The 14,082-nt window shown below is 56.3% G+C and carries 14 protein-coding genes; 3 read left to right on the top strand and 11 right to left on the bottom strand.

Annotation, left to right across the window (positions count from 1 at the left end; genetic code table 11):
- Window positions 1-114: 114 nt before the first annotated feature.
- From ACTJJA_RS06585 to sad, 7 genes are all read right to left on the bottom strand, one after another.
- Entirely contained in the window at window positions 115-642 is a 528-nt protein-coding gene (locus tag ACTJJA_RS06585; RefSeq protein ID WP_440666925.1) for an N-acetyltransferase family protein, read from the bottom strand.
- 77 nt (window positions 643-719) lie between these two features.
- On the bottom strand, window positions 720-1,685 hold the full coding sequence (locus ACTJJA_RS06580; protein ID WP_440666923.1) for a sensor domain-containing diguanylate cyclase: 966 nt from the start codon (window positions 1,683-1,685) through the stop codon (window positions 720-722).
- 54 nt (window positions 1,686-1,739) lie between these two features.
- Window positions 1,740-2,732, bottom strand: a complete 993-nt coding sequence (locus ACTJJA_RS06575) for a sensor domain-containing diguanylate cyclase (RefSeq protein WP_214593999.1) — start codon at window positions 2,730-2,732, stop codon at window positions 1,740-1,742.
- Between the two features lie 203 nt (window positions 2,733-2,935).
- Complete coding sequence (locus tag ACTJJA_RS06570) at window positions 2,936-3,292, bottom strand: DUF4186 domain-containing protein (protein ID WP_440666921.1); 357 nt, start codon at window positions 3,290-3,292, stop codon at window positions 2,936-2,938.
- The gene (gene glsB, locus ACTJJA_RS06565; protein ID WP_010431130.1) at window positions 3,292-4,218 is read right to left on the bottom strand and encodes a glutaminase B; all 927 of its coding nucleotides are present in this window, start codon (window positions 4,216-4,218) and stop codon (window positions 3,292-3,294) included. The genes ACTJJA_RS06570 and glsB overlap by 1 nt, the downstream gene beginning before the upstream one ends.
- Before the next feature lie 62 nt (window positions 4,219-4,280).
- Window positions 4,281-5,870 (bottom strand): methyl-accepting chemotaxis protein, encoded by a 1,590-nt coding sequence (locus ACTJJA_RS06560; protein ID WP_440666918.1) that lies wholly within the window; start codon window positions 5,868-5,870, stop codon window positions 4,281-4,283.
- A 122-nt stretch (window positions 5,871-5,992) separates the two neighbouring features.
- Window positions 5,993-7,381, bottom strand: coding sequence for a succinate-semialdehyde dehydrogenase (gene sad, locus ACTJJA_RS06555; RefSeq protein ID WP_440666916.1), 1,389 nt, complete (start codon window positions 7,379-7,381; stop codon window positions 5,993-5,995).
- Window positions 7,382-7,480: 99 nt separating this feature from the next.
- On the opposite strand from sad, the gene ptrR reads away from it, so the two are divergent.
- Window positions 7,481-8,359, top strand: a complete 879-nt coding sequence (ptrR, locus tag ACTJJA_RS06550; protein ID WP_042718116.1) for a putrescine utilization regulator PtrR — start codon at window positions 7,481-7,483, stop codon at window positions 8,357-8,359.
- On the opposite strand, the gene ACTJJA_RS06545 is transcribed toward ptrR, so the two are convergent.
- The 4 genes from ACTJJA_RS06545 to dtnK all read right to left on the bottom strand — a co-directional run bounded on the left by ACTJJA_RS06545 (window position 8,313) and on the right by dtnK (window position 11,826).
- Window positions 8,313-8,795: a GNAT family N-acetyltransferase gene (locus ACTJJA_RS06545; RefSeq protein WP_440666913.1), complete on the bottom strand. Its 483-nt coding sequence runs from the start codon at window positions 8,793-8,795 to the stop codon at window positions 8,313-8,315. The genes ptrR and ACTJJA_RS06545 overlap by 47 nt on opposite strands.
- Before the next feature lie 71 nt (window positions 8,796-8,866).
- Window positions 8,867-9,628, bottom strand: coding sequence for a DeoR/GlpR family DNA-binding transcription regulator (locus tag ACTJJA_RS06540; RefSeq protein WP_440666911.1), 762 nt, complete (start codon window positions 9,626-9,628; stop codon window positions 8,867-8,869).
- Window position 9,629: 1 nt separating this feature from the next.
- Window positions 9,630-10,616, bottom strand: a complete 987-nt coding sequence (locus ACTJJA_RS06535; protein WP_100166664.1) for a D-threonate 4-phosphate dehydrogenase — start codon at window positions 10,614-10,616, stop codon at window positions 9,630-9,632.
- Entirely contained in the window at window positions 10,609-11,826 is a 1,218-nt protein-coding gene (dtnK, locus tag ACTJJA_RS06530) for a D-threonate kinase (RefSeq protein ID WP_440666909.1), read from the bottom strand. Before dtnK ends, ACTJJA_RS06535 begins: the two co-directional genes overlap by 8 nt.
- 173 nt (window positions 11,827-11,999) lie before the next feature.
- On the opposite strand from dtnK, the gene ACTJJA_RS06525 reads away from it, so the two are divergent.
- Together ACTJJA_RS06525 and ACTJJA_RS06520 are read left to right on the top strand one after the other, a co-directional pair.
- A complete protein-coding gene (locus ACTJJA_RS06525; RefSeq protein ID WP_440666906.1) occupies window positions 12,000-13,145 on the top strand; it encodes an iron-containing alcohol dehydrogenase in 1,146 nt (381 codons plus the stop codon).
- A 17-nt stretch (window positions 13,146-13,162) separates the two neighbouring features.
- A complete protein-coding gene (locus ACTJJA_RS06520; RefSeq protein ID WP_440666904.1) occupies window positions 13,163-14,047 on the top strand; it encodes a dihydrodipicolinate synthase family protein in 885 nt (294 codons plus the stop codon).
- Window positions 14,048-14,082 lie beyond the last annotated feature (35 nt).

Here is a 14,082-nt window from a genome sequence, read left to right as displayed (position 1 = left end):
TGGGGTCCTTTTCGATTAGTCATACAGCCCGATAAGATTGGTGTAATAACTTATCAAACCTTTCAGACCAGAACCCCTGTTTGGATCAACTCATCAGGCAATTGTGAAAAATAATCATAAGAATTTATAGAAAACGGATGTCGCGGTCATCGCACCATCGGGCATCAAGGCATAGCGCGGGATCTCCCCCACTTTTTGCCAGCCCGCCCGCTGGTAAAAGCTCTCCGCGCCGCTACCGGTGGAGGTATCCAGTACCAGAACCGACAGCCCTTTTTCGCGCGCAATCACCTCAAGGGTCTCCATCAGCGCCATTGCCGCCCCTTTACGGCGGGCCTTTTCGTGAACCAGCAGTTTTGCGACATCCGCACGGTGCGGCTGATTTTCCGGCTGATCGGTAATGAGCTGTACCGTTCCAATAATGCCGTCCTGCTCATCAACGCACGCCAGTACGGTACGCTCATGGCGGCCAACGCTTTCAGCAATCCCGCGCCAGAACGTGCGCGCTTTGTCGTGACTAAAAGGCAGCATAAAGCTGACGGATGCGCCGCCGTTAACACAGTTTTCGAGGATATCGGCCAGCGCATCGATGTGGGAAAGAATGTCGTCCCGGGAGAGGGTTTTAATATGCAGTGGAGAGTTCATGTTTTGTCCTTTTAATGAATCTCTCCAGATTGCTATTAACATTTCCGTAACGCAATAACCTAATACATAGGATTTTGTTATCTCTCAGTATGTCTCTGCTGTTTCATGGAATACATTTTCCGATCGGCATTTTTAAGCCACTGCTGAATATCATTGCTGTTATGGTCGAACTCACTCAAGCCCCAGGAGAAATGCAGCGACCAGGGGTGCAGTTGACGCGCGTTATAGCTCTCTACCTGTTCGATCAAATACTGCATGGCGATCCAGGCGCCCTGCTCATCCGTATCGGCAAACAGCACCGCGAATTCGTCACCACCAAAGCGAACCAGCAGATCGGCCTCGCGGAAAGAGGCCTTCATGAGGGAAGCCATCGCTTTCAATGCCTTGTCGCCCTCCTCGTGGCCATAACGATCGTTGATCTCTTTAAAACGATCGAGATCCAGCCACCCCAGGGTTAGCGGCTCCGCCCGACGTCTGGCGACAGAGAGGGTGAAACGAACAAACTGGTTAAAGCCGCGCCGATTGTATAAACCGGTGAGTTCGTCGGTGGTTGCCGCGCTGACTGCGGCAAATTCATCTTCCGCCAGCGCGCCCAGGTCCCCTAATACGGCGAGATCCGCCGCGGAAAATTCACGTGGCGCGAAATCGATAAGACACAGAGACCCAACGCTCGCCCCGCCACGCAAGCGCAGCGGAAAACCCGCGTAGAAGCGAACCCTTGGGTCCCCTGCCACCAGCGGATTATCGGCAAAACGGTCGTCCTGAAGCATATCACTCACCACCAGCGGCGCTTCGCTGAGGATCGTGTGACCACAAAAAGAGATATTGCGCGGAACGGTGTCAGGTGCCTGACCGTCGGCAGATTTCACAATAAGTGAATGTTCATCAATGAGATTGACCATCGCCAGCGGCACCTGGAAAAAACGTTTAGCCAGACGCGTCAGCCGGTCAAATGCCACGGAATTTTCGATCTCAAGAAGGCCAGACTCGCGCAGCGAGTTCAGGCGTTCTGTTTCATTAGCGGGGGTTACAGGTGCTTTCATAACGTCTCCTGACGCTTTGCGTTATTAAAAGCGTAGGCTTAAACAGAGACATTGTCAGTGTGCGAATATTCTGTTCTTGCCTTCACGCTTGGCATGGTAAAGGGCACTATCGGCGGCCTGCAGCCAGTCGGCCACGCTGCTTGTGTCTCGCGTTGCGCAGGCGATACCGATACTGAGGGTGCAATGCACGGCCTCTTGCGCCACATCCTTCATTACTGCCGCCGCGTCCATAATGCGGGTAGCCACAATCTGGGCCTCATCCACGCTGGTATCCGGGAGCAAAATGACAAATTCGTCGCCCCCCAGACGCGCTGGGGTATCTGTAGGGCGCGTGGCCAGATGCAGGATCTTCGATACTGTCGCCAGCATCGCGTCGCCCACCTTGTGGCCAAAGCGGTCATTTACATCTTTAAAGTTGTCGATATCAATAAACATCAAAGCAGATTCGCGGCACGTCTGACGAAGTTTATTCAGTTCATGATCGATACGTTTTTCCAGCAGACGACGGTTGGCGATATCCAGCAGCGGATCCATCATGGCGATCCGTTCCAGCTCGCGGCTTTTTATCCGTAAGCGCTGCGCAATACTGTCAGTCAGCATGCTCATGGCCAGCAGGTAGATGGCGATCAGCGGTAAGGTGGCAAACATAGTCCGCTGGGAAACAAACCCGTCTACCTCCATCCCCTGCGTCAGCCAGGTCACCAGGAATACGCCCAGCATCAGAGCGGCGGCCTTTTTCAGCAGCGTAATACCGCCTGCAGAAAGCCTGTCTGAAAGCAAAATGGTCGCAATGACGACCGACGTAAGCGGATTAACCGCCATCATCGCGATCCAAAAGCCCCCTGCGCCTGCATCCAGCACCAGGTGCTGATGCTCGGTCGCCAGGGGCGTCGGTGAACGACGCGCCCGCAGCCAGGCCACCGTTGGCCAAATAAAGGCATTCGCCCCTAGCAGGATCATCAGCCAGACCGAGCGATGGTGTTCGATCAAAACGGACAGGACAGGAATAAAACAGAGAAATGTGCCGAGTAAACGCATGAGATACATACGTTTGACAAACCGACGACCGGGTAAGCGAGGCTTGGGACTAAGTTTGTCAGTGGCATTCATACTAAGATTTTTCCGATATGTTTCTTGCGGTATCTTATTGAGCTTAAAAATACCTAGCAAGCAATTTATCTTTTAATCATATATATCAAGGCCGCTTTCTCCCTGTATGGGATGAACAACTGGATAATCCTACGTCTACGTCATGCATTCATTTGTATGACCAGCCAGTGATGGATCACGGTGACGATATAGTGCTGCTGCTGCGCCGTAAGCTCGACATCCGGCGGAATGCTGTGCCATTTTGCCAGGCAGCCACGACAGCACGTGGCAGTGGCGTGCTGAGCAATAAACACCGGATGTCCACGCATCGGCGTTTGCTTACCGTCATTCGCGGGACCGGCCGGAGCAAGGCGCTGAGCAACAAAATCCGCCGCATGGCGATCGATGGTCTCAGCCCCTTTTTCCCAACAATATTGCCGCTCTTTCGGCCCCAGTCGAAAGCGCGACCGAAACGTCGAACGCGACAGGCGCGCAAATAACGGATCCAGGTTCGACATCAGTAAACCGAGCGCCCCAAACGTTGGGTCAGTCGTTCCAGTACCGCCACACCTGCCAGTGAATTTCCCGTTTCATCGAGTTCCGGACTCCAGACGGCAATCGCCATCTCGTGGGGAACGATGGCCACGACCCCGCCGCCCACGCCGGATTTTGCCGGTAAGCCGACACGCCAGGCGAACTCACCGGCATTCTGGTACATCCCGCTGGTTGCCATCAGGGCGTTCACCTGACGGGCCTGCATCGGCGACACCACCTCCTGATCGAGATGCGGTGCATGCCCCTGGTGCGCGAGGAACAGGAACGTTTGCGCGAGTTCAACACAGTTCATTTCAAGCGCACAGTAATGGAAGTAGTTTTGCAGAACCGTCGCCACATCGTTGTGGAAATTGCCAAAGGATTTCATCAGCCAGGCTATCGCCGCATTGCGCGCCGAGTGTTCAAACTCCGAGCGCGCGACCACCGGATCGTAGGCAATGCTCTGCACGCCAGAAAGCTGACGCACGATTTCGAGCATTCGCTGGCGAGGCGCGCTGAGGCGACTTTGCAGCATATCGCACACCACCAGCGCCCCGGCATTGATAAAAGGATTACGCGGTTTACCCTGTTCCATTTCAAGCTGCAGCAGCGAGTTAAACGGCTGACCGGAGGGATCTTTACCCACACGTTGCCAGAGCTCGTCTTCTTCATACTGACGCATTGCCGCCACCAGGCTCAGCACCTTTGAGATGGATTGAATCGAGAATCGCTCGGTCGCATCACCGGCCTGGAAACGCTGTCCGTCTACCGTACATATGGCGATCCCCAGCTTATTACCGCTTACCGAGGCCAGCGCCGGAATATAGTCGGCAACCTTCCCCTTTCCGATTAACGGTCGGACCTGCGCCAGAATTTCGTCCAGCATCTCATTATGGATAACCGCAGCCACACTTTGCTCCTTGCCCTCAGGCTAAAACGGGCTGCGAGTATAACAGAGGCTTATATATTGCGTCAGGCAGGAAGACGAAAACGCGAGACGGCTTCCAGCAAATTATCGGACTCCTGATGCAAACGCGCAGAGGCATCCGACGCTTCAGACACCAGCGCATCCGTCTGCCGCGATACCTGATTCAGGGCGTGAAGCTGGCGAGTCATCCGATGAATACTCTCCCCCTGGCTCAGCGTGGCGTCTGAGATGTCATTCAGCAGGCTGCTTAAATTCGCCACCAGCCCGGTAACCTGCTGCAGGTTATCTTCCAGCCGGTTAACCGCTTTTGAGCCATCATGAATACCCTGCAAAGAGTGATTGATCAGCGCCTGAATGGTCTGCGTAGAATGACTGCTTTTGCGGGCCAGCAGCCCCACCTCGCGGGCGACCACGGCAAAGCCGCGCCCCTGATTGCCCGCATGTGCCGCTTCAATGGCCGCGTTAAGGGCAAGAATATTGGTCTGGAACGCCACGCTGTCGATCATTGCTACGATCCCGCGCATCTCAGAGGATCGGTCAACGATCGCCTGCATGGAGGCATTCACCGTAGACATCATCTGGTCTCCGCCTGCCGCAGCCTGACGCGCCTCATCTGCGCGGGCGCTGGCTAGTTTCGCATAGCCGGTGTTGCCTTCAACATGCGTTTCCAGCGCGGCGATATTCGCCGTGACATCCTCAAGCTCTTTCGCCTGACGTACAGACTGCTGATACAGCTTCTGATTCCCCTGCGCCAGGGAGCCAATGTTCTCGACCATCGAGGTCGTGGCGTGGCTGACCTGCGATACCAGCTGCTGTAGCCCATGCTGCAGGGTATTAACACTGCCGCTGAGTTGACCCATCTCCCGGTTGAAGCAGGCTACACCTGGCGGTGTACCGGACAGATCCCCCGCAGAAAGTTGGTTGATATGTGCAATCAACCGACGCAACGGCGTAATAACCCACTTCGCCATCCCGAACCAGACCAGAATGGCAATCACCAGCAGAACGACGGGCGCAAACAGGAATAGCGTTTGCAGGCTTGAAAGCTGCGCCACCAGCGTCTGCCGCCCTTGCAGGGCCTGTTTCTCGCTCATCTGCTGGTAGCGCGCATAGTTATCGTTAAAGTCGGTTTGAAACGCCTGAGCGGGAACAGCAAAAAAGGCATCAATGGCGTTCGTTTTAATCAGCCCTTCCGCCTGCTCCTTAATGGCACCGTAGAAAAGCTGATAGCTGCTCACCAGCGCCTCGTCTTTCACCGGATGGAGTGCCAGCCACGCCGCCCATGCCTGATGAGAGTCGTCCAGCGCCTTTTGCGCCTCGTCCATCAGACTGTGCCAGCTCCCTTCCGAGCCGGTCTCTTTATCCTGCATAAACCAGACGCCGGAGCGGTTAAGCAAATCGCTTGCGGCCAGCAGAGAAACGCGCGCCTGATCCAGCTTGCCCTGCTGCTGATACGCCAGCTGGTTATGCTGTTCGTTGCGCTGGGCTTCTTTCAGAGAGGCAGTGAGCAGAAGCGTGGAGGAGAGTTGCAGTGCGGAGAAAAGCCCAATAATACAAAAAATGCCGGCCAGCAGACCAAATTGACGGGGGATGACGCGCTGCGCAATACGGCGAAAAATTTGCGTTAGGTTCATAATTTTCTTCTGTAACAATACGTTAGACGCGAGCGAGTCTACGAAACGAAAATGACAGAACCATTGCAGATAAATGACAACGGCCCTCGTAATGAGGGCCGAAATCACAGACGGGCGATAAATTACACGCGATCCTTCCAGACCGTCTGCACGTTACAGAACTCGTGCAAGCCGAAATGTGAAAGCTCACGACCGAAGCCGCTCTTCTTCACGCCGCCAAAAGCCACGCGGGCATCGCTTGCGCTGTAGCCATTGATAAACACCCCGCCGCACTCCAGCTCGCGAGAGAATGTCTCCGCCAGCGCGTCGTTTGCGGTAAAGACCGTGGCAGACAGACCGAAATCACTGTCGTTAGCCAGCGCTAAAGCATGCTCCGCATCCCTGGCGATCGTAATCGCCGCCACCGGGCCAAACAACTCCTGGCGGAACGCGGTCATATTCGGGTTGACGTTGCCGAGCACGGTTGGCGCGTAGTAGTTACCCTCACCAGCCAGTTTCTCTCCGCCCAACAGCAGGGTCGCCCCTTCTGCCAGGGTGGCCTGCACCTGCTGATCCAGTTCATCACGCAGATCGAAGCGCGCCATCGGGCCAAGATAGTTCTCTTCTGTCTCCGGCGAGCCCATCTTCAGCGCCGCAACTGCGTCGACAAAGCGTTGGGTAAAGGCATCAGCCACCCCCTGTTCTACGATAAAACGCTTCGCCGCCGCGCAAACCTGTCCGGTATTTTGATAACGCCCCGCCACTGCGGCTTTCACCGCCAGATCCAGATCGGCATCGTTCAGGACGATAAAGGGATCGGAACCGCCCAGCTCCAGCACGCATTTTTTGAGCGCCGCGCCCGCCTGAGCGCCAATTGCCGCCCCGGCACGCACGCTGCCGGTGACGGTAATCGCAGCGATACGGCGGTCGTTAATGGCCTGGCTGACGCCGTCGTTGGTGGCGTTTACCCAGCCAAACACGCCCTGAGGAAAACCGGCAGCGGCAAAAATCTGCGCAATCAGATCCGCGGAGCCGAGCACGTTCGGGGCGTGCTTGAGCAGATAGCTGTTCCCCGCCAGCAGAATGGGAACCGCGCCGCGCAGCACCTGCCAGAGCGGGAAGTTCCACGGCATTACCGCCAGAATCGGTCCCAGCGGACGGTACTCGATGACCGCGTTGTGATCCTCGACCAGCGTGGGTTCAGCATTCAGCATTGCCGGGCCATGTTCGGCATACCAGTCGCACAGGCTGGCAGATTTAGCCACCTCGCCGCGCGCCTGCAGAATGGGTTTGCCCATTTCGCGGGACATCATCCTCGCCATCTCTTCACCCCGGTTACGCAAAGCCTCGCCCAGTTCGCGCAGCTTTTGCGCGCGATGGGAAACGCTTTCGCGACGCCACTGGCGAAAGCCCGTATCGGCCTGGGAAATGGCGCGTTCTACATCGTCGGCTGTCGCCCAGGGATACGTGGCCAGGGTTTCGCCCGTCGCCGGGTTAACAGAGCGTGCATGAGTAGCAGATGAAAGGGTCATGATGTTCTCCTCGCAATAACAGTTGATTCATTGTGGCCCACTCTGCTATTTCTTAAAAATGAATAATATTGACCACCTTATTCACGAATCGAGAACGCTATGGACTTAACTCAGCTTGAAATGTTTAACGCCGTCGCGCTAACCGGCAGCATCACCCAGGCGGCGCAGAAGGTGCATCGCGTGCCGTCGAACCTGACCACCCGCATCCGCCAGCTTGAAGCGGATCTCGGCGTGGAGCTGTTTATCCGCGAGAACCAGCGTTTGCGCTTATCGCCAGCCGGGCATAATTTTCTGCGCTACAGCAGGCAGATCCTGGCGCTGGTTGACGAGGCGCGGATGGTGGTCGCCGGAGACGAACCGCAGGGGCTGTTTGCCCTCGGCGCGCTGGAAAGCACCGCCGCCGTGCGCATCCCGGAGAGTCTGGCGCAGTTTAACCAGCGGTATCCGCGCATTCAGTTTGCACTGTCCACCGGGCCATCCGGGACGATGATTGATGGTGTACTGGAAGGTACCCTGAGCGCCGCATTTGTCGACGGGCCGCTATCCCATCCGGAGCTGGAAGGGATGCCGGTTTATCGGGAAGAGATGATGCTGGTGACGCCCGCGGGGCATGCTGAAGTCTCAAAAGCCACCCAGGTCAGCGGCAGCGATGTATACGCTTTTCGCGCGAACTGCTCCTATCGCCGACATCTGGAAAGCTGGTTTCACGCCGACAGAGCTACGCCGGGGCGTATTCATGAGATGGAGTCGTATCACGGCATGCTCGCCTGCGTGATTGCCGGGGCTGGCATTGCATTAATGCCCCGATCCATGCTGGAAAGCATGCCGGGGCACCATCAGGTTGCAGCGTGGCCGCTGGCGGAAAACTGGCGCTGGCTCACCACCTGGCTGGTGTGGCGACGCGGGGCGATGACCCGTCAGCTTGAAGCCTTTATAGCACTGCTAAACGAACGTCAACCACCAGCGCCTTCTCCATAAACAGGCTCAGCGGATCCTCGACGTACGGGGCAAACGCCGGACGCAGTTCGTATCCGCACTGCTGATACAGACGGATAGCGGCATGCTGTTTGATCCCCGTCTCGAGCCGTACGGTATGGCATTCCCGGCTCAGGGCTTCATCCTCAAGGGCAGCCAGCAGCTTTTCCCCAAGATGTTGTCCACGGTGCGTCGGGTCGATATACACCCGCTTCATCTCTCCCGTGCCGTCACCGTTCAGTACCACGGCGCCACACCCTACGGCATTGAGCTGCTGGTCGCGAATAATCATTAAAATCAGCGACGCGTCCGGCAGATTAGCCAAATCGAGCAGGTGGTTGCTTTCAGCGGGGTAAAGTTCGCTCTGATAGCGGTCAAGGGCCGCGATCAGATTAAGGATGTCGGGATGACGGGCAGACTCAGAGGTGATGGAATACATGGCAGGCTCCTTGCTATTTTTCTTTTAACATAGCGCAGACCTGCCAGGGGGCTACATAGTATTAACTTATGTCATGACGCCAGCGTCAGTTGGACATCAAGCGCCCTCAGCTCGGCCTGTGTCGGCTCATCCAGCCTGCTATCCGTGACGATATCCGTCATAGTATGCAGATGTGCCACGTTAAACAGCGACCAGGCGCCGTACTTTGAACTGTCTGCCAGCAGTACGCGGCGCTTAGCGTTGGCGATCAAATCGCGTTTTAATGCCGCCTTCTCTTCCGTTGGCGAGGTGATCCCTCGGGTTATATCCCAGCCGTTACAGCTGACGAAAGCCACGTCCGGCCATACGTTTTGCAGCAAGCGACGCCCGTGTTCACCGATGCACGACTGGCTCGAATCGTCGATACGGCCACCAATAATCGTCACTTCGATTTGCCTGAATTCCGAGAGAAACAGCGCAATATGCAGGTCGCTGGTAATGACGCGCAGCGGCAGGTGCGTCAGTTGACGCGCGAGTTCAATCATCGTGGTGCCCGCATCCAGCACGACGGCATCTCCCGCCTTAACAAAGCTGGCCGCCACACTGGCAATTGCATGTTTCTCCGCAAGACTCCGCTGCATTTTTTCGTGCGTCGTGGGCTGGGAAGGAATAAACCGGTTAAGGGTAACTCCGCCGTGGGTACGGCTAATGACGCCCTCCTGGTCGAGCTTAATCAGGTCGCGGCGGATGGTCGCCGGTGAGGCATCGGTGATTGCCACCAGCTGATCCACCGTCACCAGATTATGCCCTTTCAGGTAATCCATTATCTGCTCTAACCGGTTATATCCCTTCATATCATTCCCGTGTAATTTGCATAGCCAACTGGATAGACACCGTCATGCTCTCAGACTTCGCTTTGCCGGTCCACGCAATATCAAACGCGGTGCCGTGGTCTGCAGAGGTACGGATAAACGGCAACCCGGCGGTGATATTCACCCCGTCATAGAAGCCGAGTAATTTTAACGGAATATGCCCCTGATCGTGATACATCGCAACGACCATGTCATACATTCCTTCGTGGCATTGCATAAATACCGTATCCGGCGGACAGGGTCCGGTGACGTTTAGCCCCTGCGCTTTCATCGCCTCGACGGCGGGGCCGACAATCTTGATCTCTTCATCACCAAACAGGCCGTTCTCACCCGCATGCGGGTTCACACCTGCAACTGCAATGCGCGGATGATCGATTCCCACACGCTTCAGGAAGGTATCGGCAATACCGATCACGGTTTTTACCCGATCCTGACTGAGCGTATCAAGGAATTTGCGCAGCGCGATGTGGGTGGTGATGTGAATCACCTTGAGTTGATCGGTATACAACACCATGGCGTAATCTTTGCTGTCGGTCAGATGTGCCAGCAGTTCCGTGTGGCCCGGATAATGATGTCCGGCCAGATGCAGAGCCTCTTTATTGAGTGGCGCCGTTGCAATTGCCTTTACCTCACCCGCCATCGCCAGTTCGGTGGCTCGCTTCACGCAGCGATAAGCCAGATCCCCGGCCTGAGCCTGAACAACCCCCGGCTTTAACCCATCAGGATCCGCCAGCGGTTCGTCCAGCACGTTAATCACCCCGGGCGCGAACTGCGCATCGCTGACGTTCTCAATCACACGCATATCGGCTTGCGCGGTGATCCCTTGCTTAAGCACCCGCTGTAGCGTACGGGCGCAGCCCACCACGACAACAGGTGAACCCGATAACTCGCCGTCAGTAAGGGATTTGATAATAATTTCCGGGCCAATACCCGCCGGGTCACCCATGGTTACAGCAATAATATTAGTCACTCATTCTCTCCTCGATAAAATGCAAAACCTCACGCAGCGTCTCTTCCTTTCCGAAGCCCCCTGCTTTGGTCATCACCGGCCGATGCCAGGCACCCCCCAAAAATCTGCCGTAAGGTACGCACTGTGCAATGCGTCCCGTAATCTCAAAACCTTGTGCCTCAAGCGCGCTGGCAACGGCCATCGCCACATCGCCACCTGAAACGTACAGCGCATCCGGTGCCTGCTTTTCCAGCACTTCGCGGGTCAGCGTTCCCAGACAAGTACAAATCTTTTCACCCAGCGCCGCGCGGGTCATTCGATGTTGGCTGCAAATATCCTCAACGCGATGTCGGGACTCCCGATCCGAACAGGTATGCACAATGCAGTGATGACCCGCCTGAAGCGCCTGAATTATTCGGATGAATGCGTCTGCCGTTGTGCCGTTAAGCATGTCGTTAACATCAATGAACACCCGCGACACGCCAGGTGCGTTTAGCGCAAACGCAATCTGACGCTGCGCGATTTCACTCATCGAGCCAACGACGGCCAGCAGCTGTTTGCGCCGGACCGGCGCAAGATGGCGCGCCAGCGCATCGCACAACCCGGCCGATCCCACCAGCAGCGGCGTCTGCTCGCAGGTCAGCGCGGCGGCAATAACGGCATCCAGCTCACCCTCCGTCTCTGCATCCACAATCAGCACGCCATCCCCTTGCGCCAGCGCAGTGTCCAGGTCGTGTACGGTCACGGATTTGCCCGCCAGTCCGAAGAAGAGATCAACAATGTCAGCAGAAGGCACCGGCGTTTTCGGGTCGCTGGCAAATTCGGTTTCATTTACCGGGATACCGTTAACCAGACACTGACCGTGCCGCGTAATGCGCCCGGCTGCGGGATAGGCTGGCGCAATGACGATCTGCCGTTTACCGCTCAGGGCCTGAAGGGCTGCGGTTTCAGCGCCCACGTTCCCGCGCAGCGTGGAATCAACCTTCTTAATCAGCCACCGCGCGTTCACGACATCCGCCCCGAGCCGCGCAATTTTTTCAGCCGCCTCTGATGCCCCAAGCGCCCGTGATTCGGTATTGATAACCAGCGCATCAGTGGGTTCAGTAGAAACTGTCTGGAACGCCACGCAGACCTTTTTCCCGCGAAGCGCCAGGCTCACGCCCGCATCGTTTGCGCCGGTAAAGTCATCTGCGACGACCACCACCTCTCTGTATAGATTGTTTTTTTTCATCCCCACTCCGGGTCCGTTCATCCTGTTAATGATTATATTCAATCATGATTGATTATATGTGAGCAAGATCAAGTTAATCAGTTTGCGAATAAATTATAAATTTAGCCACACGATGACCATGACTGATCTGATTTGAGCGAAATCAATCATGACCACCAGGACAGGAGAAGAATGTGGTAACCATCAACAGCACAATTATCAGCGGCGCTGGCGCTATTCCCGCCATCAGACCGCTGCTTCACGGTAAAGCGCACATTTTATTGGTCACAGACGGCAATATTTCACGTCTGGAGGCAGCACAGCAGATCCGGACCCTTCTTGAAGAGGACAATCGCAGCATCACGATGATTGATAACGTGCCGCCGGAACCTTCGCACCACGATGTCAGCCAGGTGCTCGGCGGGTTATCGTCTTGCAAGTTCGATTTGATCGTGGGGATCGGGGGCGGCAGCGTGCTGGACGTCGCAAAGTTACTCTCCGTACTGTGTCATCCGCAGTCCCCGGGGCTGGATACCCTGCTGGCCGGGACAAAACCCGCAGCGCGGATTTCCTCTTTGCTGATCCCCGCTACGGCCGGTACTGGCTCCGAAGCCACGCCAAACGCAATTCTGGCGATACCGGAACAGAATACGAAAGTGGGGATCATCTCCCCCGTGCTGCTGCCGGATTACGTTGCGCTCCTGCCTGAACTCACTACCAGCATGCCCGCGCACATCGCCTCGTCGACGGGTATTGATGCGTTGTGCCACCTGATTGAGTGTTTCACGTCAACGGTTGCCAACCCGGTCAGCGATAACGCCGCGCTGACGGGACTGTTTAAGCTGCTGAACAACATTGAAACAGCCTGCGCCGAACCGGGCAATCTGGTGGCGAAGCTGGAGATGCTGTGGGCGTCTTACTACGGCGGGGTTGCCATTGCGCATGCAGGCACGCACCTGGTTCACGCCCTTTCCTATCCTCTTGGCGGGAAATATCACCTGCCGCACGGCGTGGCTAACGCCATTCTGCTGGCACCGTGCATGCGCGTAGTGCGCCCCCATGCGGTGACAAAGTTTGCTCAGGTCTGGGATCTCGTGCCCGGCGCGGATACCACCCTGTCGGACGAGGACAAATCCCACGCGCTGGTGACGTACTTTGCGGCGTTGGTTCGCCGCCTCAACCTGCCGGATAACCTTGAGGCGCTGGGCGTACCGCGAGAAGACATTGCTTCCCTCAGTGAGGCCGCGCTCAACGTTAAACGCTTAATGAATAATGCCCCCTGTCAGCCAGACCGTGACGAGGTGCAGGCAATCTATCGGACACTGTTTCCCCAACATTAATATCGAAGGAGTGAGCAATGCGTAACACCATAAAGGGCGTACTGACGGCTATCGTCACCCCCTTTGACGCGGACGGCGACCTGAGCTTATCGGGACTCACACGGCAGATCGCGCGTCAGCTGGATGCCGGTAATGGCATCTTTTGCGGAGGGACCAACGGCGAGTTTTTCGTGTTGAGCGAAGAAGAAAAACTCGCCGTCACCCGGCACTGCGTTGAAACCGTGGCGGGACGCGCGCCCGTTGTGGCCCACGCAGGAGAAATATCTACCCGCCAGACCATCCGTCTTGGCAAACAGATCGCCTCACTGGGTGTGGATGCCGTATCGGTCATAACCCCTTACTTTGTTCCCCTAAAGCAAGACGAGCTAATCACGCACTATACGTCTATTGCCGACGCGCTGAGCGTGCCGATTTATCTCTACAACATTCCAGCGAGAACCGGTAACACCATTGAGCCCGACACCGCTCGCGCGCTGGCGGAGCATCCCAATATTATCGGTATTAAAGACAGTGCCGGTAGTTACGAGAGCCTGAGCGCATTCCTCGATGCGGTGAAAGACATTGACGGGTTCGACGTGCTGAACGGCCCCGATTCGCTGATCCATCAGGGCTTTGTCGATGGCTGCTCCGCCTGTATTTCCGGACTGGCGAACGTGGCACCTGCGGCCATAAACGCCATCTGGTCACGCTTTAATGCTGGTGATATCGACGGTTCCCGCCGGGCTCAGGAGAGCGTCACCCAGCTTCGCACGGAGTTATACAGCGTCGCGTTTTCCCCCGCCGCAGTCAAAAAAGCGCTGCAGATCATGGGAGAAGACGTTGGAGAAAGCCGATACGCCGTGGCGTTTAACGCGCAACAGCTGCAACAGATACGCCAGATAGTGACAGCGTCACTGAATTAACCGGCGTCAGTTTCGTCAATAAGAATACCGGGTGC

The sequence above is a fragment of the Enterobacter sp. 22452 genome (assembly GCF_052045065.1).
In the GTDB taxonomy this organism is placed as follows: Bacteria; Pseudomonadota; Gammaproteobacteria; order Enterobacterales; family Enterobacteriaceae; genus Enterobacter; species Enterobacter mori.
This window is presented reverse-complemented; position numbering and strand designations above follow the sequence as displayed.